Genomic DNA, 19,601 nt, shown 5'->3' on the forward strand with positions numbered 1-19,601 from the left:
AAGAATCTGCTTGTTCAGTGGAACTGGAATCTGTTTGTTGAGTGGAATCGTTCCGTTCACCTTAAGTTCAGAGGAACGTTGAACTTAAGGTGAACGGAACGATTCCACTAGACGTAAAAAAACGCCCTAAACATTCAGCGAATCGCCAGCAACAACACACCCGATGTAATCAACAGCAACCCACCAATTTCCCGCAACCCCGGGCGCTCCCCGAGAAAAATCACTGCGAAAATAGCCACCAGAACCACACTCATTTTATCCACGGGTACCACCTTAAAGGCTTCCCCCAGCTTCAACGCCCGGAAATAGCAGACCCAGGATGCCCCCGTCGCCAGCCCCGATAACAGCAGAAAAAACCAGGTCCGTTTACCAATCTCTAACGGATTTTGCCACTTACCGGTCGCAAAGATAAACGCAGCGAGAATGACAATAATAATGGCCGTGCGGATCAGGGTAGCAAAATCGGAGTCAACGTTCTGAATACCCACTTTGGCAAAAATGGCCGTCAGTGCCGCAAAAAAAGCAGAAAGTAGCGCCCAGATAAACCAGTTCGTTAATGAAAACATGACACCTTACCTTCATTTCCTTTCATCAAGATTTAGCGGGCGGCATTAGCCGTTGAAAACCCACGCGTTGCCCATGATGTGGACATCGACCATTGTACCCGCTAACAGGCCAGGCTGGGTGACAGAAGTGACCGTCAGCATTTGATTGTTGTCAGTAAAACAGAGGGTTAAGGTCGAGAGAAACCCGGCAAAATCGATATCAACAACTTTTATCATTGATGGCCTTGTCGCAGGAGCGATCATCAGTTGCTCGGGGCGCAACATAATGCGTCGCGTTCCACTGAGCAGTGGGGAATCCACCGAAATGTCGCCCAGCAGGCAGCGTGCTTTTCCGTTGGTAACGTCTGCCGTGAGGATCAGTGCATCACCCAGAAAAAGCGCCGTTTGTTCATCCACCGGTCGGGCATACACCTCCTGGGGATCTCCAACCTGTGTGAATCGACCCTGCTGGATCACCGCGACCTGACTGGCGAATGAGAGCGCCTCATTTTGATCATGGGTGACCAGAATCGACGCCACACCCGCCTGCGATAACAGTTCTGCTGTTGCCCGGCGTGTCGCAGCACGCAAGCCCGTATCAAGCGCAGAAAAAGGTTCATCGAGCAGCATCAGTGAAGGCTGCTGAGCCAACGCCCGCGCCAAAGCAACACGCTGCTGCTGTCCACCAGAAATCTCATGGGGCCAGTGGCGACCAAGCTCTCTGTCGAGGGAGACCATCTCCATGAGCTCATCGACCCGTTTACGCTTTGCCTCGCGCGAACCCTCAATGCCCCAGGCGATATTTTCTTCGACCCGAAGATGAGGGAAAAGCGCCCCTTCCTGTGGGACAAAACCAATTTTGCGCAAGTGAGCAGGCACGACTTTCACACCATCAAACAGTGACTCACCACGCATCAGTATCTGACCACTGTCAGGCCGCTCAAAGCCTGCGATGATGCGTAGCAGCGTGGTTTTCCCGGAACCGGATGGCCCGACAATCGCTGTTCGGCTACCCGGTGACAGTTGAATGCTCACATCGTCCAGCACCGTCACCGGACCAAAACGTTTCGAAATATGGGAGAGTTCAAACATCTCAAAGCCCCGATAATTTTTGTGATTGTTTATAAAGGAGCCCGGTTAAGGGAAGTGAAATAAGAATCATAAAGAAGGCATAAGGAGCCGCAGCAACATAATCAATTTCACTGGTCAGCGCCCAGAATCCCGTCGCCAGCGTGCGTGTACCAAGTGGCGACAACAACAGCGTAGCAGTCAGTTCGTTACTGACGCCGAGAAAGACCAGCGCGGCTGCCGCCCCTGCCCCCGGAGCGGCAAGACGCAGGGTCACGCTGAAAAGCGCAACAGCAGGCGATTTCCCCAGACTTTGCGCCACCTGCTCCAGCTCGACCGGTGCCTGAGCAATACCCGCACGCAGGTTTATCAGCGCCCTGGGTAAAAACATCAGCACGTAAGCGAGGAACAGGGTCACTTCGGTCTGATAAATGGGGTGCGCGTAATGAATCGTTACCGTGACCAGGGCCAGTGCAGTCACAATACCCGGCAGCGAACTGGCCATGTAATTACACCCTTCCAGCACACGACAAAGTCGACCGGGATGGCGCACTGCAAGCCAGGCGGTGGGGATGGCGCAGCAGGTGGTGAGGACGGCCCCCGCGATGCCCAGATAAAGGGTCTGATGGAGTGAATACCACAAATCTGGTTTCACCCAGTTCTCAAGTCCACCAATCCACATCCAGCGCCCCAGTACCGCAAGCGGCGTGCCCAGCGCCAGCAGGACAACAAGAGCAAACAGGATCTGCCCCAGCCCATGACCGATGGCCCCGAGCGAAGCACGTTGTTGTGCGCGCGCCGAACCGGAACCGACGCGTGAATAGCGCGCACTACCCCTACTCAATCCTTCCAGCGTCAGCAGTAGCAGACAACAGAGAGCGAGCACGCCCGCCAGCATACTGGCCGCAGGTCCGCTAAATGAGGATTGAAACTGATCGTAAATCGCTGTGGTAAAGGTATCGAAGCGGATCATGACATAGAGGCCATATTCCGCCAGAAGATGGATCGCCACCAGCAGTGCCCCACCCCAGATAGCCAACCGAAGCTGGGGCAACACCACGCGGAAAAATATCCGCAACGGCGTTACGCCAAGCGAAGCCGCCACATCTTCGAGATTAGGATCCAGCCGCCGCAGAACGGCGGCAACCGGCATATAAATAAAAGGGTAGTAGGCAAGAACAGAGAGAAACACCACGGCGGACAGGCCATGCATTGACGGAATCACACTGACCCACGCATAGCTTTGCACAAACGCCGGGATCGCCAGCGGCGCGACCACCAGCAATGACCAGAGGCGTCGACCGCGCAATGCACTTCTTTCAGTGAACCACGCCAGCGTCACCCCGGTTATCACACAGCCAGGCACGGCCAGCAAAATAAGCCAAAAGGTATTACTTAACAGCTCAGCCACACGGGGGCGAAAAATGAGCGCCTTCGCGGTTTCCCATCCCGTATCTATTCCGGCGGTAATAACAAATCCGACCGGAAGCAGTGCCAGCAAAGCAATAAACATGGCTAATACCATCAACAGCCTTGCAGAACGCGGTCGATGAGTTTGGCGCTGTTGTTTACGTGCCAGCGGAATGCTTAAACCCGACATAAGACGCTCACTTTTATTTTTAATTTACAGCAGACCCGCCTGGGTCATTAATTCTGTGACTTTTTTACTGTTCAGCGAAGATGGTTCAACTTTTGGCGCATCTAATTTATTCAGCGGGATCAGTTTTTCGTTTGAAGCAGCATTCACACCCACTGCATATTCAAATGCTGTATTGGTACGCAACGTATCCTGACCTTCTTTACCGGTTATCCACTTAATAAAAGCCTGAGCCTGCGCTTTATGTTTGCTGGACGCTAAAACACCGCCACCGGAAATACTGACGAAAGCCCCCGGATCCTGGTGTTTGAAATAATGAAGTTGGGTATTTTTACTGTTTTCGCCCGTTTTAGCCTGATCGACGAAATAGTAATAATGATAGATGATGCCAGCATCAATTTGCCCTGCATTCACCGCTTTCATGACGGTGCTGTTACCCTTGTAAGCCACGAAGTTGGTCTTCATTGCTTTAAGCCAGTCGAGTGTCGCTTTCTCGCCTTTCAGGGAGAGCATGGCGCTGACAATCGCCTGGAAATCGGCACCTGATGGTGACGCAGCCCAACGCCCTTTCCATTCAGGTTTTGCGAGGTCCATCATCGACACTGGAATCTGTGATTCACTGATTTTAGAAGGGTTATAGACGAATACAGTGCTGCGTGCGGCAATACCAATCCAGCGGCCGTGCGCGGGCTGGAATGATGCTGGCACCTGCTTCAGCGTGGCTGAATCTAACGGTGCAAACAGCTTAGCGTTGTCGACCAGCGTCATCGCTGGGGAGTTTTCGGTGAGGAAAACGTCTGCCGGTGAGGCACTTCCTTCCTGCACCAACTGGTTGCCTAACTCGGTATCTCCACCGTTTCTCAGTGTGACTTTAATACCGGTTTCTTTCGTGAAGCCATCCACCCACGATTGAACCAGATTTTCATGCTGCGCGTTATAAACAACGATACCTTCGTCGTTGTCAGCGGCAAAAGCCGCAGGTGCAGCAAGAATTGAAGAGATGACCATAGCTATCGAACACAAAGACGAAAAATGTTTTTTCATCATCATTCCTTATAAAAATATGTGTATAAACGAAGCGTCTGCAAACACGCTGGAGTTTAAACATATAGATAGCGGAATGAGAATCGAAACAATTCTCAATAATTAAGTTCGATATTTAATTCTGGATAGGCGTCACCAGAAAGATATTCTTTCACTCCCAAAATGCTAGAACACGCGAACATTAAGAAAACCTTAAGATAAGCCCCGGCAAGGATTATTTTTCTCTGCCATACTCTTTTTAATCTAATGGCCTTTTCTTCCTGGGCATATAAAATTAATATCATGACGTCTGCGCGTCAGCCTGGATACAACAAATGATAATAAGAGGCTAACAGATACCCACATGAAAGACAGGAAAATAGATCCCATCGCTAAAATTGCCATGCGCAGTCGGGGTCTCACGGTGAAAGAAAAACGGGTTCGTTTCCAGGGTGAAATTATTGTCTTTAAGTACAACGCAGATCGCTATGACGTTTACATCAATGAGGTAAAAGTGGGCGACATCGTCACGAACAACATTAACGACGCTATCGCCACCTGGAAACAGAGCAAGTCGAAAGTCTGAACCTCACCTGAAAACGCTTCTCATCCTGTTTTCATCGCAAGTCTCGGTCATTAAGACAGCATGATGTCGTTATAAAGCGCTGAAAGTCGACTGCGCAGATAACGTACTGCTTTATGTTTACGCGATAACAACGTTTGCACTGGCAATCCTGTTTCAAGCGAAAGCTGTTTAAAGGTGTAGCTCTGTAATGTGGTTTTCTCAAACACCTCTCTTTGCGCTGGTGGTAATTCGGCCAGCGCACTTTCCAGTTCATCCCAGAACAGGTCACTTAGGCGCGCATCTTCCGGCGTGGTCGCCGCGCTGAATAAAACAGCACGGCAATCATTCTCTATGTCCTCATCTTCAGAAAATAACCACTCCCGTTTTTTACGCGATCGATCCACCATTTCATTGCGTGCGGCACGGAACAACCAGGCGGAAACATTCTCAACAGGTTGCTCAACATTAATTAATTGCAGCGTTACGTCCTGGAGAATGTCATCCACATCTTCCCGTACGGGAATACGTCGACGGATAAATGCCCTGAGCTTTGCCTGGCAGGCTAAAAGCGCATCCAGAATGCGTGTAGAACGCGAGTTATCGGCATTATCCATCGCGATCACGCGTTATCGGACGGTTTAACAGGTTCATTATTATTGCCCTGCATTTCTTCCTCTCCGCGACATCTCCACCCACGATGATGACCACGGCGATGACGCATAGCGAAAAAGGCCTGTTTTTCTTCTTCGCTCATATTCATCCATCGCTCATGTAATTGTCGGTTATCCCGCGCCATTTTGAACATCATTGGCCCCATTCCCATGCCGCCAAATAAAACCCGGCAAAGTATCAGTAACCCCAGTGCGCTCCAGAAACTGATGGTTTTAAGACCAAATAGCTCAGGTATTAATGCATTCCACAATGACATAACCAGCAGCGTCATCACGACAGTGATAATAATGAACACTAATCCAAACTTACCAGGACGGCGGCGGTGGCTTCCAAAATGTCTCATTTTTACTCTCCTCTAACGTAGTCGTATCGAGGTAGACGAATGAGCAATGAAAATATTGCTACAAAACGCAAAAAATTTTGCCCTGAAGCGCAAAAAATTTCTCGCTCGCTCACATCTTGACGGAAAAGACCTACGATTTTGCAGGATATAAGCAATGCGTTGCGCTTTTATGGGGCAATACATCATATTTATACAAGTTATGACTCATATCGCTGTGCAAAAAAATATATCACGATGTTAAAAACTGAGCGTCAGTTTAAAAAATAATGCGGTATAGGAGAATTACTCTCTATTGTGGTATTGATTTTTACCCAATAATAACTAAAAATTGTTTTGTTAGATTTTAATTTCCAGGACAAGGAGTAATGTGATGTCAGAAGCACTAAAAAACCTTAACAACATTCGCACCCTTCGCGCGCAATCTCGTGAAGTTTCTCTTGAATCTCTTGAAGAGATGCTCGAAAAGCTGGTTGTTATTGTTGAAGAACGTCGTGAAGAAGAATCTTCACAGAAACGTGAACTCGAAGAGAAAGAAGCCAAGCTAGCTGCTTTCCGTCAGAAATTACTTGATGAAGGTATTGATCCGACTGAACTTCTCTCTTCTCTGAAAACCACCACGACTAAGCGCAAGTCAGTGCGTGAGCCGCGTCCGGCTAAATATAAGTATATTGATGAAGACGGCAGCGAGAAAACCTGGACAGGCCAGGGCCGTACGCCTAAAGCAATTACTGCTGCTATTAAACAAGGCAAGAAACTCGAAGATTTCGCTATCTGATTTCTTTAGCGGGGAGATGACTGTCTCCTCGCTTCTCTTTCTTCATTTCCGCATTCATTCTCACTGTTAACTTTTCTTGTGCGCTTTTACGCACGAATCACCCATAACACTGCTAAGAATAATTCCTGGTTTTCTCGTCGCCATTTACAACTCGTTTAACCCTTCGTTTTTTTCAGGTTAAATTGTCGCCGTAATGTTTGTTCACAATTAAGAAATGTCCTGAATGTTTTTGTTTCTCTGCTTCGCTATTCCTTACGCTGCTGACGTGATTGTCAGAACACTGTCAGCATGACGACATACATGCCACTGTATAATCCCTGTTGTGAACACATGTTTTAAAACAGCAATCGTGTTCGCCGGATTAAAAAGTTTCAGCCGGAGAGACGAATAGTTTCTTCACATTCCCCTGCTTTTTAAAAGGCGTATTTAAAATGCCAGAAGAACATGATTCCACCCGACGTATGCTTCTTACTGTACTCGCCGGGTTAACCCTCACACCGATAAAAATAACACCCGCACTTGCAGCCCGAGCTGATAATAAACATACAACGCTGGTCGCCTGGTTTTCCCGCAGCGGTAACACGCAGGTTATCGCGGGGGTTATTCATCGTCATTTGCACACTGCGACTTTTGAAATTGAGCCTGCCAGAGCTTACCCGGAAGATTATTTTCAAACTGTTGCACAGGCTTCAATGGAGCGTGAGCAGAATTTTCTTCCGCCCCTACGCCGTAACATCCAGGAAATAGCCCAATATCATACCGTTTATTTAGGTTTCCCCATCTGGGGTACAACAGTACCCCAGACGGTAAAATCGTTTCTCAGCACGCATAATCTGGCAGGAAAAACGCTGATTCCTTTTATTACCCACGGTGGATATGGACCTGGCAACAGTGAGGCTATATTGGCAAGTCTGGCGCCAGAGGCGAAACAGGAAAAAGCGCTGGTCATTGAATGCGATCAGGAAAGAAAAACAACCGAGAGGGTCACTGACTGGCTGGAAACGGGACGCAGTTGATATCACACATCTGACGCACGGTGACACCAGATGAGTGCAAACATCAACGCTGAGTCGTTGCCAGCTTCACTGCGAGTCCCAGGAAGACCGCGCCCGCCATTTTATTCATGACCTGTTGTGCGCGAGCCGATTGCCCAAAACGTGCCCCCGCTTTCGCCGCAAACCAGGCCATCGCACTAAACGCGATGAAGGTCGACACTATAAATATCCCGCCCAGCGCGAAAAGCTGGAGAGTTACATGTCCGGCTTGTTGATTCACAAACTGTGGCAGGAACGCCAGAAAGAAGATAGAAACTTTGGGGTTGGTGATGTTCATCAGAATGCCGCGAAAATAGAGGCGGGCATCTTCACGAGCGGTATTGCCATTGGCTTCAGCCACCGAGGGTGTGGCCCTGAAGGCCTGCCAGGCAAGATAGGCAAGGTAAGCAGCACCGGCATATTTCAGCAGGCTAAAGGCCATCTGGGATTTTTGAAAGATAGCAGCCACGCCGAGAGCCACCGCAGTGGTGTGCACAATAAGCCCCGTACACAAGCCCAGAACAACGGTTAATCCTGCTCGTCGCCCGCGAATGGCGGATTGAGTCATCACAAATACATTATCAGGCCCTGGCACAAACGCGAGAAATAGAGCCGTCGCCATAAAAGCTAGCAGGGTTTCAACAGGCATGAGAGTGTCCTTGTGGCGGTTTTTTAGTACGCCGAGAGTAACACTGAATACAGGCGCGAAACACGCCCTTACAAGCGATTCACTCCTCGTGTTACCGCCTCATCACGCCACGTGAGCAATACCGTATACTCCTCTCGTTTAACCTCGCTAAACCCATCAATAAACAGCGCATCGCAAACACTCTGATGTGCCGTATCGCTCACCAGTTCATCCAACGCGTCTCGTAGTAACGAAAGGTCATGCGGTGAAGTACGAGATGAGGTAATCAGCGGCAACCCTGGAGCCTGCGGGCTTTGGTCAATAATCACCAGTCCCTTGAGCAAGTCAGGCTGGTGCCGTTTGAGCAGCGCCCAGGTCACACAATCTATTGCTGCGATATCTGCCGTGCCTTTGTTAAGTTCAATCAGTGAGTTACGGTGACTGTCGCTAAAGAGCACAGATGAGAAAAATGCCCCGTCGGTTGCCAGCGGTGCCGTCATCTTCATGAATACGTTGTAGCCGGACTGCGAATTCGTGCTGTTGCAGACTACCCGACGTCTGCGGAAGGCAGAAAATGGCTGATGTTGATCTTCGTGGCGTGCCACAAGGAAACTGCGATAGCCGTTCCCTTCACAACCGGGAGCGGAATAGTGGAATCCGCCGACGACCTGTACATCCGGCAGTTGGGTCACCAGAGGAAAACCGCAGGCCTGGCTCAATAAAAGGTCTTCACTGCGCCAGTGTGTGCCTAAGTCGCTCTGCGGCCAGACAGGCTCAGCCATTAACCCGCGTTCAGCTAACAGGGATTGCAGCGAACGGAGAAAGGCTTCACTGTCCGGACGGTGCAGATCATACATCGGAAACGCTATCTGATGCGGCATTCGGCTTACTCGTATTAAAACCAGGGTGGACATTAACCTCCACCGCCCGGAACAGGAATTGTCGCAGCCATTCACCATACCCACGCACCAAAAAACCACGGTTACGCTGTTGATAATCGTCGCGATAAAGCAGGTAGATTTTGCGCAGGCCATACCAGGGCACGCCGGGCAAATCATGATGTACAGAATGATAGTTCAGGTTGAGAAACAGGAGCCGCCAGGGCCAGGCAGCTTCATTGATCACTGAACGTGCCAACGGATCGTCTGCCACACGATGCTCAAGGAAAGAGCGGATCTTGGTTAAGGCCAGTGCCGGGTAGCTAATCGCCAGTACAAACCACACAATCGAGAAACCACTCCGGGCAATCCAGGCAACAGTGATGGTCAGCAGTGTCACATGGACAAACCACATGATGATGATTTTCACCTGCCGCTGACGAAATGCCAGAGCCGCATCGCTCAGCATGCCGACAATATCAAATAAGGGAGCCAGTAGAAGTCGTCCGGCAAAGGTATTACGCAACAGAATGAGCTTTCGCTGCAGTCGGGACAGGTGCCGCCAGTGGCGAGTTGAGAAATAGTAGGATTCAGGATCCTCATCCGGCAGTGTCAGAATATGTGCTCGGTGATGCGCAAGATGTGAATCACGGTAGAGCCCATACGGGTACCAGACCGCCAGCGGCATCAGGCCAAAGAGTTGATTGAGCCAGGGCAAACGTGTCGGATGGCCGTGAATCAATTCATGTTGCAATGACATATACCAGGTGGTGAACCAAAGTAACAACAGCGTTGCCGGAATCAGGCCCAGTGTTTGCCAGAATGCCAAAGTACCAAACCAGCCACCGTAGACCACACCGATTAATACCCAGGTGGGCCATTCGGTGCGCCACAGCCATGAGCGGGAGAGCTGCTGAATCAGCACCCGCTGCTGCTCATGCAAATACGCCGTATTACTTTTTGTCATTCACCCGTACGCCTTTCCGCTGATGCTTTGTGGCGACGATGGGAGAAATGCGCCGAAATAACAAAGTATTTAAATGGATTAGCTAATGAAGAAAATCGCTTACAGACTGGGAAAGCTCCGAAGCCCATCATGGAGACAATGTGAAAACATTGTGTTTTTAATATGATAATAATTAAAACACATTAAATTCCCACGCCAACAGAATCAACACAACCAATTGTTTATAAAGTATTTTTTATTTATTTAAAATACACATCTTAATATCTTGATAATGAATTTCATTTCCAATAACGTCGTCAGAGAATAATTGAATAACACAGAGATAAGCCAACAATTACATCCGTAATATGATACTCGCTCTCATTTCATTTTTATGCTGCATCGCCTCATTATTCCTGCCACTCAGGAGGCGCTGTCACGCCTGAAATAATTCTCTGGTGCAGCATTCAGAAAAGAAAAGCGAAGTTCGACAGCACACAGGGAGTCAGAAATGAAACACCGATCGCACTATACACTCGCCATGCTGATCCACATGGTGCTCTGGGGTACTGCCCTCCCGGTACAGGCCGCAGACAACACAACCGCCAAAGCTACGCCCACGGAAAAGAACGAAGACACCCTTGTCGTGACCGCCGCCAGACAAACATTGCAAGCATCTGGCGTGTCGACCCTCACGGCAGATGAAATCGCTAAGCACCCGCCTGCGCGTGATGTGTCTGAGCTGATTCGCACTCAGCCAGGTGTCAATCTCACCGGCAACTCCACCAGCGGGCAACGTGGCAATAACCGCCAGATCGACATCCGCGGAATGGGGCCGGAAAACACGCTGATCCTGGTGGATGGCAAACCGGTCAGTAGCCGCAACGCGGTGCGTTATGGCTGGCGTGGTGACCGTGACAGCCGGGGGGATACCAGCTGGGTGCCTGCCGAAATGATCGATCACATTGATGTGATCCGTGGGCCTGCGGCCGCCCGTTATGGCAACGGCGCGATGGGCGGCGTGGTGAATATTGTCACCAGGCCAACAACCGACGAATGGCACGGTTCATGGAACACCTACCTGAACGCGCCACAACATCGCAAAGAGGGCTCAACCAAACGCACTAACTTTAGCCTGAGCGGGCCGCTCTCCGACACGGTCAGTTTTGACCTGTGGGGCAACATGAGCAAAACCCAGGCTGACGCACAAGATATCAACTCCGGCCATGAAGCGGCGCGTACCGGCACCTATGCTAACTCTTACCCGGCGGGGCGCGAAGGGGTCATCAACAAGGATATTCACGGTAAAGTGCGCTGGGAATTTGCCCCCATGCAAGCGCTGGAGTTTGAATCGGGCTACAGCCGCCAGGGCAATCTCTATGCAGGCGACACCCAAAACACCAACACCAGCACGCTGGTAAAAAATATGTATGGCAAAGAGACCAACCGCCTCTATCGCCAGACCTACGGCCTGACGTGGACAGGCGGCTGGGATAATGGCATCACCAGCAATACCTATGCACAATATGAACACACGCGAAACTCAAGGATGAACGAAGGTCTGGCCGGTGGCACTGAAGGCATTTTTTCCAGCGAAAAATTCTCCGATATTGACCTGGCCGATGTGCTGCTTCACAGCGAGGTCAACATTCCCTTCACGCTCGGGGTGGACCAGAACCTGACCCTCGGCACCGAGTGGAATCAGCAGCGGATGAAAGACGGCATCTCCACCAGCCAGTCGCTCTCCTATGGTTCGATTTCTGATGCGGACAGCACCAATCGCAGCCCGTACACCAGCGCGGAAATCTTTTCTCTGTTCGCTGAAGACAACATAGCGCTCACTGACAGCACCATGCTGACTCCCGCCCTGCGCTTTGATCATCACAGCATCGTTGGCAACAACTGGAGCCCGTCGCTTAACCTCTCCCAGATACTGGCGGAAGACTGGACGCTGAAACTCGGCATTGCCCGTGCGTACAAAGCACCAAATCTTTACCAGCTCAACCCGAACTACATTCTCTACAGCAACGGTCAGGGCTGCTACGCCAGCAGCGCTGCCTGTTACCTGATGGGTAACGACGACCTGAAAGCCGAAACCAGCGTCAATAAAGAGGTGGGGATCGAGTACAAGCACGACGGCTTCCAGGGCGGCATTACTTACTTCCGTAACGACTACCGCAACAAGATTGAGTCCGGTTACTCCGCCGTGGGCACAGCCAGCAATGGCACCACCAACATCTATCAATGGGAAAACGTCCCTAAAGCCCTGGTAGAGGGATTAGAGGGCACGTTCAATGTCCCGGTGACCGACACCCTCAACTGGACGAACAATCTGACCTGGATGTTGCAAAGCAAAAACAAAACCACGGGAGATCGTTTATCCGTCATCCCACAATTTACGCTCAACTCCGGGTTGGCCTGGCAGATACGCGATGACCTGTCGCTGCAAAGCACCTTTACCTGGTATGGTCGCCAGAAACCGAAGCGCTACAACTACAAAGGGGTAGCGGTTTCAGGCAGTGAGTTAAACGAACTGAGTCCATACAGTATTGTGGGCCTGAGTTCGACCTGGACGGTCACCAAAAACCTGAGCCTGACCGGTGGCATAGATAATCTCTTCGATAACCGCCATTATCGTGCCGGTAATGCACAAACCACGGGGAATTCGACCACCGGCGCTTATCTGTATGGCGCAGGTGCTGAAACCTACAATGAATCAGGGCGTACGTTCTATATGAGCATCAACACGCATTTCTGATAAATAATACTCAGTGGTGCATCTTGTTATTACACTCATTGTGACGCACCACAATTTATTCATTTTCTCTTCATTATATCTGGCATTAATTAGTTTATTTTTTACGAGTTCCTTGCGTAGAGCAAAGAATATCAATCCTAACAAACCCTTCCCCCTACCTCTGCGTTCTGGTAGGGGGCTTTTTTATAAAAGGAATAAAAACACTTCTTACATTACGACCAGATACCTGTTGGAGAGAATTATTTCAATAAAGTTCAATATTTAAATAAGTTTTACTCCACCCCATAACATCCATTCTTTCTCCATTGTTTCACCATAATTAAATGTAATTCTGCATTTTTATTCGCGGTGTTTTAAGTAAATTCTGGCATTGCCTGGAAAGCACTCAAAACTTACTTCGTCTGCCACTTTGAAAAATATCTCTTAGACGACACATTCATGTTTAAAAAACGTAATTTCATAGCCGGATTATTACTTTCTCCTTTTACTCTCCAGGCGGCTGACGCGTACCGGATAGATGATATCCGTTTTGAAGGTCTTCAACGTGTTACCCGCGGTGCGGCCCTGCTGAACATGCCCGTAAGAACCGGCGAAGAGGTCACCAATGAAGACATCAGTGATACGCTTCGTGCCCTGTATGCCAGTGGCAACTTTGATAATGTGCAGATCCTGCGTGACGGCAATACGCTGATGGTGAAGGTGAAAGAGCGCCCAACCATCGCCAAAATCAGTTTTTCCGGTAACAAGGCAATCAAAGACGAACTGTTAAAACAGAACCTCAGTGCCAGCGGTATCGATGAAGGGGGCGCACTCGATAGTAATAATCTGGCACAAATAGAAAAAGCACTGCAGGATTTTTATTATAGCGTCGGAAAATACAGCGCCCAGGTACACGCAGTTGTCACCCCACTCCCCCGCAATCGCGTAGATTTAAAATTTGTCTTCCAGGAAGGTCTCTCCGCAAAAATCGTCCAAATTAATATTATCGGCAGCCACGCCTTCAACGAAGAAACGCTAATTGATCAATTACAATTACGCGATAACGTTCCCTGGTGGAACGTGCTGGCCGATCAAAAATATCAGCGCCAAAAATTAGAAGCAGATATTGAAACACTACGCAGTTATTATCTTGACCGTGGCTTTGCCCGTTTTACCATCCGTTCCAGTCAGATCAGCATGACACCGGATAAAAAATCCTTGTATATCACTCTTAATATCGATGAAGGTGAACGCTATCAGGTATCGGGCGTACAAATTACCGGTTTTCTTGCCCGGCATAATAAAGAGATTGAGGAACTGGCAGCCCCCTTAAATGGTAAAGAGTACAGCGGTGGGCAAATTACGGCTGTAGAAAGCAGCATAAAAAAATTGTTAGGCAAGTCTGGTTATGCCATGCCGCAACTGAAGACCATGCCGGAAATAGATGACCTGAAGAAAAGCGTCGTGTTACACATCAGCGTGGATGCCGGACGCCGCTATACCGTACGCCAGATCCGTTTTGAAGGTCATGACACCTCCCGCGATGCGGTGTTGCGCCGGGAGATGCGTCAGATGGAAGGGGCCTGGCTAAATGATGAAAACGTTCAGCAAGGGAAAGCGCGGCTTGATCGTACAGGTTTTTTTGAGTCGGTTGATACGCAAACCATCCCCGTGCCAGGCACCAGCGATCAGGTTGATGTGGTCTATAAAGTCAAAGAGCGCAACACCGGCTCATTCAACGTCGGTGTCGGTTATGGCACCGACAGTGGGATCAGTTACCAGCTTGGCGTCACCCAGGACAACTGGCTGGGCACCGGTAACAGCGTGAGTTTTAACGGCACACGCAGCAGCTATCAATCCTATCTTGAACTGGGCCTTACCGATCCGTACTTCACCGTCGATGGGGTAAGTCTGGGCGGCAAAATTTTCTATAACAGCTATGACGCCTCCGATGCCGACACCGGTAGTTATAACCAGCAGAGTTACGGCATCGGCAGCAATATGGGCTTTCCGATCAGTGAAAATAACACGCTTAATCTCGGACTGGATTTCGTCCACAACCGCTTAACCAACATGGAGCCGGAACTCACGACCTGGCGCTACCTTAATTCACGGGGCATTTACCCGACGGTGGTGGACAAGGATGGTGATAGCGGCGCGGAGTATATCGCTAACGATCTCTTCTCAAGCCTCGGCTGGAGCTATAACACCCTTGATCGCGGCTTCTTCCCCCGTTCAGGTAACAAAAGTAGCTTAACGGGCAAAGTCACTCTACCGGGCTCTGACAACAGCTATTACAAACTGACCTTCGATAGCACCCAGTATGTGCCCATTAATGAAGGCGGTAACTGGGTGTGGATGGAGCATTTGCGTGCGGGTTATGCAGGCGGACTGAACGGTAAAACCGTTCCGTTCTACGACAACTTCTATGCGGGTGGGTCATCATCAGTCCGTGGTTTTTCCTCCAACACTATCGGTGCGAAGTCGGTCTACTACCGCTGCAACGGCTCCGAAAGCAGCTATAGCACCTGCCCGGTAGAAAGTTCGTCCGATGCTGTAGGCGGTAATGCCATGGTGGTGCTCAATAGCGAATTCATCGTACCTACCCCCTTTGTGAGCGACAAATATGCCGACAGCCTGCGCACTTCGCTGTTTGTTGATGCCGGTACGGTCTGGAGCACCTCCTGGCGTAACACACCGCAAACGCTCGCCGCCGGCATACCCGATTACAGTGACCCCTACAACATCCGCGTTTCCGCAGGGATAGCTCTTCAGTGGATGTCTCCCCTCGGGCCACTGGTCTTTTCCTGGGCTGAGCCATTCAAGAAATTCGACGGGGATAAAGCCGAGCAGTTCCAGTTCAATATCGGCAAAACCTGGTGAGAGCCCCTTTCCCGCATGAGCCATAAGACAACGACGTCATGAAGAAAAAAGCACATATTCCAGTCAGTAAAGTGGATTTTTATGACTTCAAATATGAACTGGAACGCGCCGTGCTGGCGACAAACAGGGAGAGTTCTCAGCAATGCCTCACGCGGGCAAAATTTCTGTGTTATCTGCTTTGCCGCAACCTGGGGCATCACTATGTGCAACTCTTTGATGAGACATTCAATAGCGCGGATGATGCTGTCCGCGCCACGGCAAACAAAAGAGAAAAAACGCGCCAGTTCAGAAACCATTTTTCCCGGTTAAAGCATGCGCTCTATGACGAATGAGAGACCGGATCGCCCATCAGCGGAAGCTGAGCCAGCACCTGCCGGCAGGGCTGGGCATTGGGCAGCACATGCAGCCCTCCAGGCTAAAGAGCAGCAAACGGGTGCAACGGCTTTCCGGCGGGTCCCGGCTCACTATCTCTTTTTATGTCATTTGCCCCGAAACGGCCACCAGAGTGCCAGGCTAAGGGGGTTTATGGCCTGGCTGCTCGCACGTTTTAGCGCATTTAAGTGATGTTCGTTGCCGGAAAGAGTCGCTCGCTCAGAAAGTCGATCAGAACGCGTAATTTGGGGGAAGGATGCTTGCTGGCAGGCCAGAGCAGGTGCATCACGCCGGTATGGTTCGCATAGTCAGACAACACCTCGCGTAAGGTGCCTTCCTCCAGACGATCGCGAATGGCAAAGTCAGGCAGCCAGGCAATTCCCAGCCCTCGCAGAGCAAAGCAGACTCGGGTTTCAATGTTGTTGCACACCATAGAGGCCGGTAACGGCAATTCAGTTTCTCCATCATTACCCCGCATCAACCAGCGTTCCACTTTACCGCTCGAGGGGAAACGGTATTGCAGGCAGGCGTGATCCAGCAATTCAGCAGGCATTTGCGGCTCACCTCGCTGCGCAAGGTACGATGGGGCAGCGACGGTAATGAAGCGAAAATGACCGAGTTTACGTGCAGAGAGACGGGAATCTGCCGGGTGGCCTATTCGCAGTACCACATCGTAGCCTTCCGCAACCACATCCACCATGCGGTCGCTGAAGTCGAGCTCCAGTTGGATCTCCGGGTACTGGCGCATAAATTCCCCCAGTACCGGCAGCACCAGCGTACCGACCAATGGCAAACTGAGCCGCAGTTTGCCCATCGGACGCGCGGATGCCTCGGTGAGCTCCTGCTGGGCAGCATCAATTTCCGCCAGGATACGTCGACTACGCTCCAGCAGCAGTTGCCCTTCCGCCGTCAGCGTGAGGCTGCGTGTACTGCGGTGAAACAGGCGTACGCTGAGCTTTTCCTCCAGCCGGGCAATACTCTTCCCCACTGCCGACGCCGAAATGCCCAGATGCCGGCCGGCAGCCACAAAACTCCCCGCTTCAGCCACCTGCACAAACACCACAAAACCGTTAAGACTCTCCATTTCCCCACCTCCGATTACGGACTAATTTGTCCGTAGAGAGATGAAATATACCCCTCTTTTTCCGTAATAGTGAAATCTCTACTGTGGAGTCGTTACTAACAAAGGAGCGAAACCCATGCACGATTTTATAGAAAAGGTCACCAGTAAGGCGCTGAACGAGAAACGACTGGTGGGCGTGGAAGTCATGGTCAGCCACCGCGGACAGACGGTTTTTCACAAGGCGTCTGGCTTCGTTGACCGGGAAAATCAACGCCGACTGGAAAACGGCACCCTGTTTCGTCTGGCGTCGGTGAGCAAACCGATTGTCACCACTGCCGCCATGGTGCTGGTTCAACAGGGTAAGCTGAATCTCGATACGCCGGTTGCACACTACTTACCCACGTTTAACGTGCGTCTGGCAGATGGCAGTACGGCATCGCCAACCCTGCGCCAGTTGATGAGTCACACATCTGGGTTGGGGTATCGTTTTCTTGAAGAGAATGCCGATGGGCCCTATGCCCGCGCAGGTGTCTCCGACGGGATGGACAATTCCGGGCTGACGCTCACTGAAAATGTTCGCCGTATTGCCTCCGTCCCACTGCTGTTTTCCCCCGGAAGCGCATGGTGTTATTCACTGGGTATCGACGTGCTTGGCGCCGTCATTGAGCAAGTGCAGGGTGAGACGCTGGATAAAGCAGTAAAAACGCTGGTGACGGGCCCGCTGGGCATGCACGCGACGGGCTTTTTTGCCTTCCCCGATCAACACGTCGCCATTGCTTATGTTAACGATCATCCGCAACCACACCCATTGCAGGAGGGCGAATATGCCGCTCCCTTTGAGAACACAGTTGGTGTTCACTATAGTCCGGCACGTGTTTTTGATCCGCAGGCTTACCCCTCCGGTGGTGCGGGAATGGTCGGAACGGCAGGCGATCTCATGCGCCTTTTAGAGACGCTGCGCTGCGGTGGGGGCAAACTCTTAACGGAACAATGGGTAACAGAAATGGGCCGAGACCAGATCACCCCCCATGAAATACCAGACACTCCGGGCGTCGGATTTGGCCTTGGTTTTTCCGTGCTGCGTGACCCGCAATTAGCCCACTCACCGGAATCCATCGGCACCTGGCGTTGGGGCGGTGCCTACGGTCATGCCTGGTTTGTTGATCGGGCGCGGGAACTCAGCGTCGTCGCCTTCAGCAATACCTTGTACGAAGGCATGTCCGGGCAGTTTGTGAACGACCTGCGCGATGCGGTATACCTTGGTCTTGAGGGTGCAAAATGAGTTCGACGACCGATCGACTCCCGCTCGTGCCATTGATGGCGCTGTGCATGGCCGCGTTTGTCACGATTGTGACTGAGGCGCTGCCTGCGGGGTTACTGGTACGGATGGCAGAGGATCTGGATGTCAGCGTCGCGGCAACCGGGCAGAGTGTGACGCTTTACGCCATCGGATCTTTTGTGGCAGCTATTCCGTTGATGTCGCTGTTGCAAGGCTGGCGACGCCGGCCTTTGCTCATTACCACTCTCGCAGGGTTTACCCTCGCCAACACGGTGACAGCGTTTGCCACTGATTATGTTGTGATGCTGACCGCTCGTGCGGTTGCCGGTATCGCCGCCGGGGCGTTGTGGGCGCAACTGGCGGGTTACGCCGCCGCTATGGCCCCGATGCATAAACGAGGCAAAGCGATTGCCATTGCGATGGCGGGAACACCGTTGGCACTATCGATTGGCGTTCCTCTTGGCACCTTTATCGGCAATCTGATTGGCTGGCGACTCTGTTTTGCCGCCCTGAGCGCCATGTCGTTATGTCTGATGCTTATTTTGCGACTCAGTGCGCCAGATATTGCTGGTCAATCGGCTCAACAGCGACTTCCTCTGCGCGATGTGGTGCGACTGCCCGGTGTACGAAATGTGTTGCTGCTGGTGCTGACCTTTGTGCTGGCCCATAACCTGCTCTACACCTGGATTGCGCCCTTCCTTGCCCCGGCAGGGCTGACGGCACGGACCGATGCGGTACTGCTACTGTTTGGTCTTTGCTCACTGGTCAGTATTGTTCTCACGGGCATACTGGTGGACAGGCATCTTCATCGCCTCACGTGCACGAGTGTTGGCCTGTTTATGCTGGCCGCCCTGCTGTTGCAGTCAAATGTAACGAGTGCCCCTGTTATCTGGACGGCTGTCATTCTGTGGGGGCTGGCCTTTGGTGGAGCTGCAACGCTGTTTCAGACTGCAATGGTTCACCGGGCTCACGCGGCTACGGATGTGGCGCAATCAATGCTGGTCACCATGTGGAATCTGGCGATTGCTGGCGGTGGCATTCTGGGTGGTCTGGTCTTGCAGAGCACTGGCACAGGCGGGTTCGCCCCCCTGTTGATTCTGCTGCTGGCTGCGGCAATGTGGCTGGCCTGGTTGTCAGGCGGCCGCTCACCAGCGCCCCACCCGGTTGGGCAAGATCCGTTGCCCTGAAATCAA

Annotated in this window: 18 protein-coding genes; 8 read left to right on the top strand and 10 right to left on the bottom strand. The window is 51.3% G+C overall.

Annotation, left to right across the window (positions count from 1 at the left end):
• Nucleotides 1-134: 134 nt before the first annotated feature.
• From AC5JPW_RS08635 to AC5JPW_RS08650, 4 genes are read right to left on the bottom strand one after another with little or no spacing between them, the layout of a single operon-like run.
• The gene (locus tag AC5JPW_RS08635; protein ID WP_494239592.1) at nt 135-566 is read right to left on the bottom strand and encodes an EamA family transporter; all 432 of its coding nucleotides are present in this window, start codon (nt 564-566) and stop codon (nt 135-137) included.
• 45 nt (nt 567-611) lie between these two features.
• Nucleotides 612-1,637: an ABC transporter ATP-binding protein gene (locus AC5JPW_RS08640; RefSeq protein ID WP_494239594.1), complete on the bottom strand. Its 1,026-nt coding sequence runs from the start codon at nt 1,635-1,637 to the stop codon at nt 612-614.
• 1 nt (nt 1,638) lies between these two features.
• Nucleotides 1,639-3,213 carry an ABC transporter permease gene (locus AC5JPW_RS08645; RefSeq protein WP_494239596.1) on the bottom strand — a complete coding sequence of 525 codons (1,575 nt, stop codon included), beginning with the start codon at nt 3,211-3,213 and terminating at the stop codon, nt 1,639-1,641.
• A gap of 24 nt (nt 3,214-3,237) precedes the next feature.
• Nucleotides 3,238-4,254 (bottom strand): iron ABC transporter substrate-binding protein, encoded by a 1,017-nt coding sequence (locus tag AC5JPW_RS08650; protein WP_494239598.1) that lies wholly within the window; start codon nt 4,252-4,254, stop codon nt 3,238-3,240.
• Between the two features lie 343 nt (nt 4,255-4,597).
• Between AC5JPW_RS08650 and AC5JPW_RS08655 the strand changes: the two genes are divergently transcribed.
• Nucleotides 4,598-4,819: a cupredoxin domain-containing protein gene (locus tag AC5JPW_RS08655; RefSeq protein ID WP_494239599.1), complete on the top strand. Its 222-nt coding sequence runs from the start codon at nt 4,598-4,600 to the stop codon at nt 4,817-4,819.
• 50 nt (nt 4,820-4,869) lie between these two features.
• On the opposite strand, the gene AC5JPW_RS08660 is transcribed toward AC5JPW_RS08655, so the two are convergent.
• Together AC5JPW_RS08660 and AC5JPW_RS08665 are read right to left on the bottom strand one after the other, a co-directional pair.
• Nucleotides 4,870-5,412: an RNA polymerase sigma factor gene (locus tag AC5JPW_RS08660; protein ID WP_494239600.1), complete on the bottom strand. Its 543-nt coding sequence runs from the start codon at nt 5,410-5,412 to the stop codon at nt 4,870-4,872.
• Nucleotides 5,413-5,417: 5 nt separating this feature from the next.
• A complete protein-coding gene (locus AC5JPW_RS08665; protein WP_494239602.1) occupies nt 5,418-5,813 on the bottom strand; it encodes a hypothetical protein in 396 nt (131 codons plus the stop codon).
• Between the two features lie 370 nt (nt 5,814-6,183).
• Between AC5JPW_RS08665 and AC5JPW_RS08670 the strand changes: the two genes are divergently transcribed.
• Together AC5JPW_RS08670 and AC5JPW_RS08675 are read left to right on the top strand one after the other, a co-directional pair.
• Nucleotides 6,184-6,588: an H-NS family histone-like protein gene (locus tag AC5JPW_RS08670; protein ID WP_485886528.1), complete on the top strand. Its 405-nt coding sequence runs from the start codon at nt 6,184-6,186 to the stop codon at nt 6,586-6,588.
• Between the two features lie 431 nt (nt 6,589-7,019).
• Nucleotides 7,020-7,604 carry a flavodoxin gene (locus tag AC5JPW_RS08675; protein ID WP_494239603.1) on the top strand — a complete coding sequence of 195 codons (585 nt, stop codon included), beginning with the start codon at nt 7,020-7,022 and terminating at the stop codon, nt 7,602-7,604.
• 43 nt (nt 7,605-7,647) lie between these two features.
• Here the strand turns inward: AC5JPW_RS08675 and AC5JPW_RS08680 are convergent, their stop codons facing one another.
• The 3 genes from AC5JPW_RS08680 to AC5JPW_RS08690 form a co-directional block, all read right to left on the bottom strand.
• Complete coding sequence (locus AC5JPW_RS08680) at nt 7,648-8,271, bottom strand: LysE family translocator (RefSeq protein ID WP_494239605.1); 624 nt, start codon at nt 8,269-8,271, stop codon at nt 7,648-7,650.
• Nucleotides 8,272-8,339: 68 nt separating this feature from the next.
• Nucleotides 8,340-9,131 carry a phosphate/phosphite/phosphonate ABC transporter substrate-binding protein gene (locus tag AC5JPW_RS08685; RefSeq protein ID WP_494239607.1) on the bottom strand — a complete coding sequence of 264 codons (792 nt, stop codon included), beginning with the start codon at nt 9,129-9,131 and terminating at the stop codon, nt 8,340-8,342.
• The gene (locus AC5JPW_RS08690) at nt 9,100-10,095 is read right to left on the bottom strand and encodes a fatty acid desaturase (protein ID WP_494239609.1); all 996 of its coding nucleotides are present in this window, start codon (nt 10,093-10,095) and stop codon (nt 9,100-9,102) included. Before AC5JPW_RS08690 ends, AC5JPW_RS08685 begins: the two co-directional genes overlap by 32 nt.
• Nucleotides 10,096-10,585: 490 nt before the next feature.
• On the opposite strand from AC5JPW_RS08690, the gene AC5JPW_RS08695 reads away from it, so the two are divergent.
• The 3 genes from AC5JPW_RS08695 (at nt 10,586) to AC5JPW_RS08705 (ending at nt 16,026) form a co-directional block, all read left to right on the top strand.
• Nucleotides 10,586-12,832, top strand: coding sequence for a TonB-dependent siderophore receptor (locus tag AC5JPW_RS08695; protein ID WP_494239611.1), 2,247 nt, complete (start codon nt 10,586-10,588; stop codon nt 12,830-12,832).
• Between the two features lie 438 nt (nt 12,833-13,270).
• Entirely contained in the window at nt 13,271-15,694 is a 2,424-nt protein-coding gene (gene bamA / locus AC5JPW_RS08700) for an outer membrane protein assembly factor BamA (RefSeq protein ID WP_494239613.1), read from the top strand.
• Nucleotides 15,695-15,732: 38 nt separating this feature from the next.
• Complete coding sequence (locus tag AC5JPW_RS08705) at nt 15,733-16,026, top strand: hypothetical protein (protein WP_494239615.1); 294 nt, start codon at nt 15,733-15,735, stop codon at nt 16,024-16,026.
• A gap of 224 nt (nt 16,027-16,250) precedes the next feature.
• Here the strand turns inward: AC5JPW_RS08705 and AC5JPW_RS08710 are convergent, their stop codons facing one another.
• A complete protein-coding gene (locus AC5JPW_RS08710) occupies nt 16,251-17,150 on the bottom strand; it encodes a LysR family transcriptional regulator (RefSeq protein WP_494239616.1) in 900 nt (299 codons plus the stop codon).
• A 115-nt stretch (nt 17,151-17,265) separates the two neighbouring features.
• On the opposite strand from AC5JPW_RS08710, the gene AC5JPW_RS08715 reads away from it, so the two are divergent.
• Nucleotides 17,266-18,411 carry a serine hydrolase domain-containing protein gene (locus AC5JPW_RS08715; RefSeq protein ID WP_494239618.1) on the top strand — a complete coding sequence of 382 codons (1,146 nt, stop codon included), beginning with the start codon at nt 17,266-17,268 and terminating at the stop codon, nt 18,409-18,411.
• Nucleotides 18,408-19,595, top strand: coding sequence for an MFS transporter (locus AC5JPW_RS08720; protein WP_494239619.1), 1,188 nt, complete (start codon nt 18,408-18,410; stop codon nt 19,593-19,595). The genes AC5JPW_RS08715 and AC5JPW_RS08720 overlap by 4 nt, the downstream gene beginning before the upstream one ends.
• The last annotated feature ends 6 nt before the right edge of the window (nt 19,596-19,601 follow it).

The sequence above is a fragment of the Phytobacter sp. genome (assembly GCF_059074235.1).

Coding starts and splice junctions, on each gene's coding strand:
- AC5JPW_RS08655 (WP_494239599.1), top strand. CDS start 4,598: ATGAAAGACAGGAAAATAGATCCCATCGCTAAAATTGCCATGCGCAGT.
- AC5JPW_RS08695 (WP_494239611.1), top strand. CDS start 10,586: ATGAAACACCGATCGCACTATACACTCGCCATGCTGATCCACATGGTG.
- AC5JPW_RS08680 (WP_494239605.1), bottom strand. CDS start 8,271: ATGCCTGTTGAAACCCTGCTAGCTTTTATGGCGACGGCTCTATTTCTC.
- bamA (WP_494239613.1), top strand. CDS start 13,271: ATGTTTAAAAAACGTAATTTCATAGCCGGATTATTACTTTCTCCTTTT.
- AC5JPW_RS08675 (WP_494239603.1), top strand. CDS start 7,020: ATGCCAGAAGAACATGATTCCACCCGACGTATGCTTCTTACTGTACTC.
- AC5JPW_RS08720 (WP_494239619.1), top strand. CDS start 18,408: ATGAGTTCGACGACCGATCGACTCCCGCTCGTGCCATTGATGGCGCTG.
- AC5JPW_RS08650 (WP_494239598.1), bottom strand. CDS start 4,254: ATGAAAAAACATTTTTCGTCTTTGTGTTCGATAGCTATGGTCATCTCT.
- AC5JPW_RS08665 (WP_494239602.1), bottom strand. CDS start 5,813: ATGAGACATTTTGGAAGCCACCGCCGCCGTCCTGGTAAGTTTGGATTA.
- AC5JPW_RS08645 (WP_494239596.1), bottom strand. CDS start 3,213: ATGTCGGGTTTAAGCATTCCGCTGGCACGTAAACAACAGCGCCAAACT.
- AC5JPW_RS08715 (WP_494239618.1), top strand. CDS start 17,266: ATGCACGATTTTATAGAAAAGGTCACCAGTAAGGCGCTGAACGAGAAA.
- AC5JPW_RS08685 (WP_494239607.1), bottom strand. CDS start 9,131: ATGCCGCATCAGATAGCGTTTCCGATGTATGATCTGCACCGTCCGGAC.
- AC5JPW_RS08670 (WP_485886528.1), top strand. CDS start 6,184: ATGTCAGAAGCACTAAAAAACCTTAACAACATTCGCACCCTTCGCGCG.
- AC5JPW_RS08710 (WP_494239616.1), bottom strand. CDS start 17,150: ATGGAGAGTCTTAACGGTTTTGTGGTGTTTGTGCAGGTGGCTGAAGCG.
- AC5JPW_RS08690 (WP_494239609.1), bottom strand. CDS start 10,095: ATGACAAAAAGTAATACGGCGTATTTGCATGAGCAGCAGCGGGTGCTG.
- AC5JPW_RS08660 (WP_494239600.1), bottom strand. CDS start 5,412: ATGGATAATGCCGATAACTCGCGTTCTACACGCATTCTGGATGCGCTT.
- AC5JPW_RS08635 (WP_494239592.1), bottom strand. CDS start 566: ATGTTTTCATTAACGAACTGGTTTATCTGGGCGCTACTTTCTGCTTTT.
- AC5JPW_RS08640 (WP_494239594.1), bottom strand. CDS start 1,637: ATGTTTGAACTCTCCCATATTTCGAAACGTTTTGGTCCGGTGACGGTG.
- AC5JPW_RS08705 (WP_494239615.1), top strand. CDS start 15,733: ATGAAGAAAAAAGCACATATTCCAGTCAGTAAAGTGGATTTTTATGAC.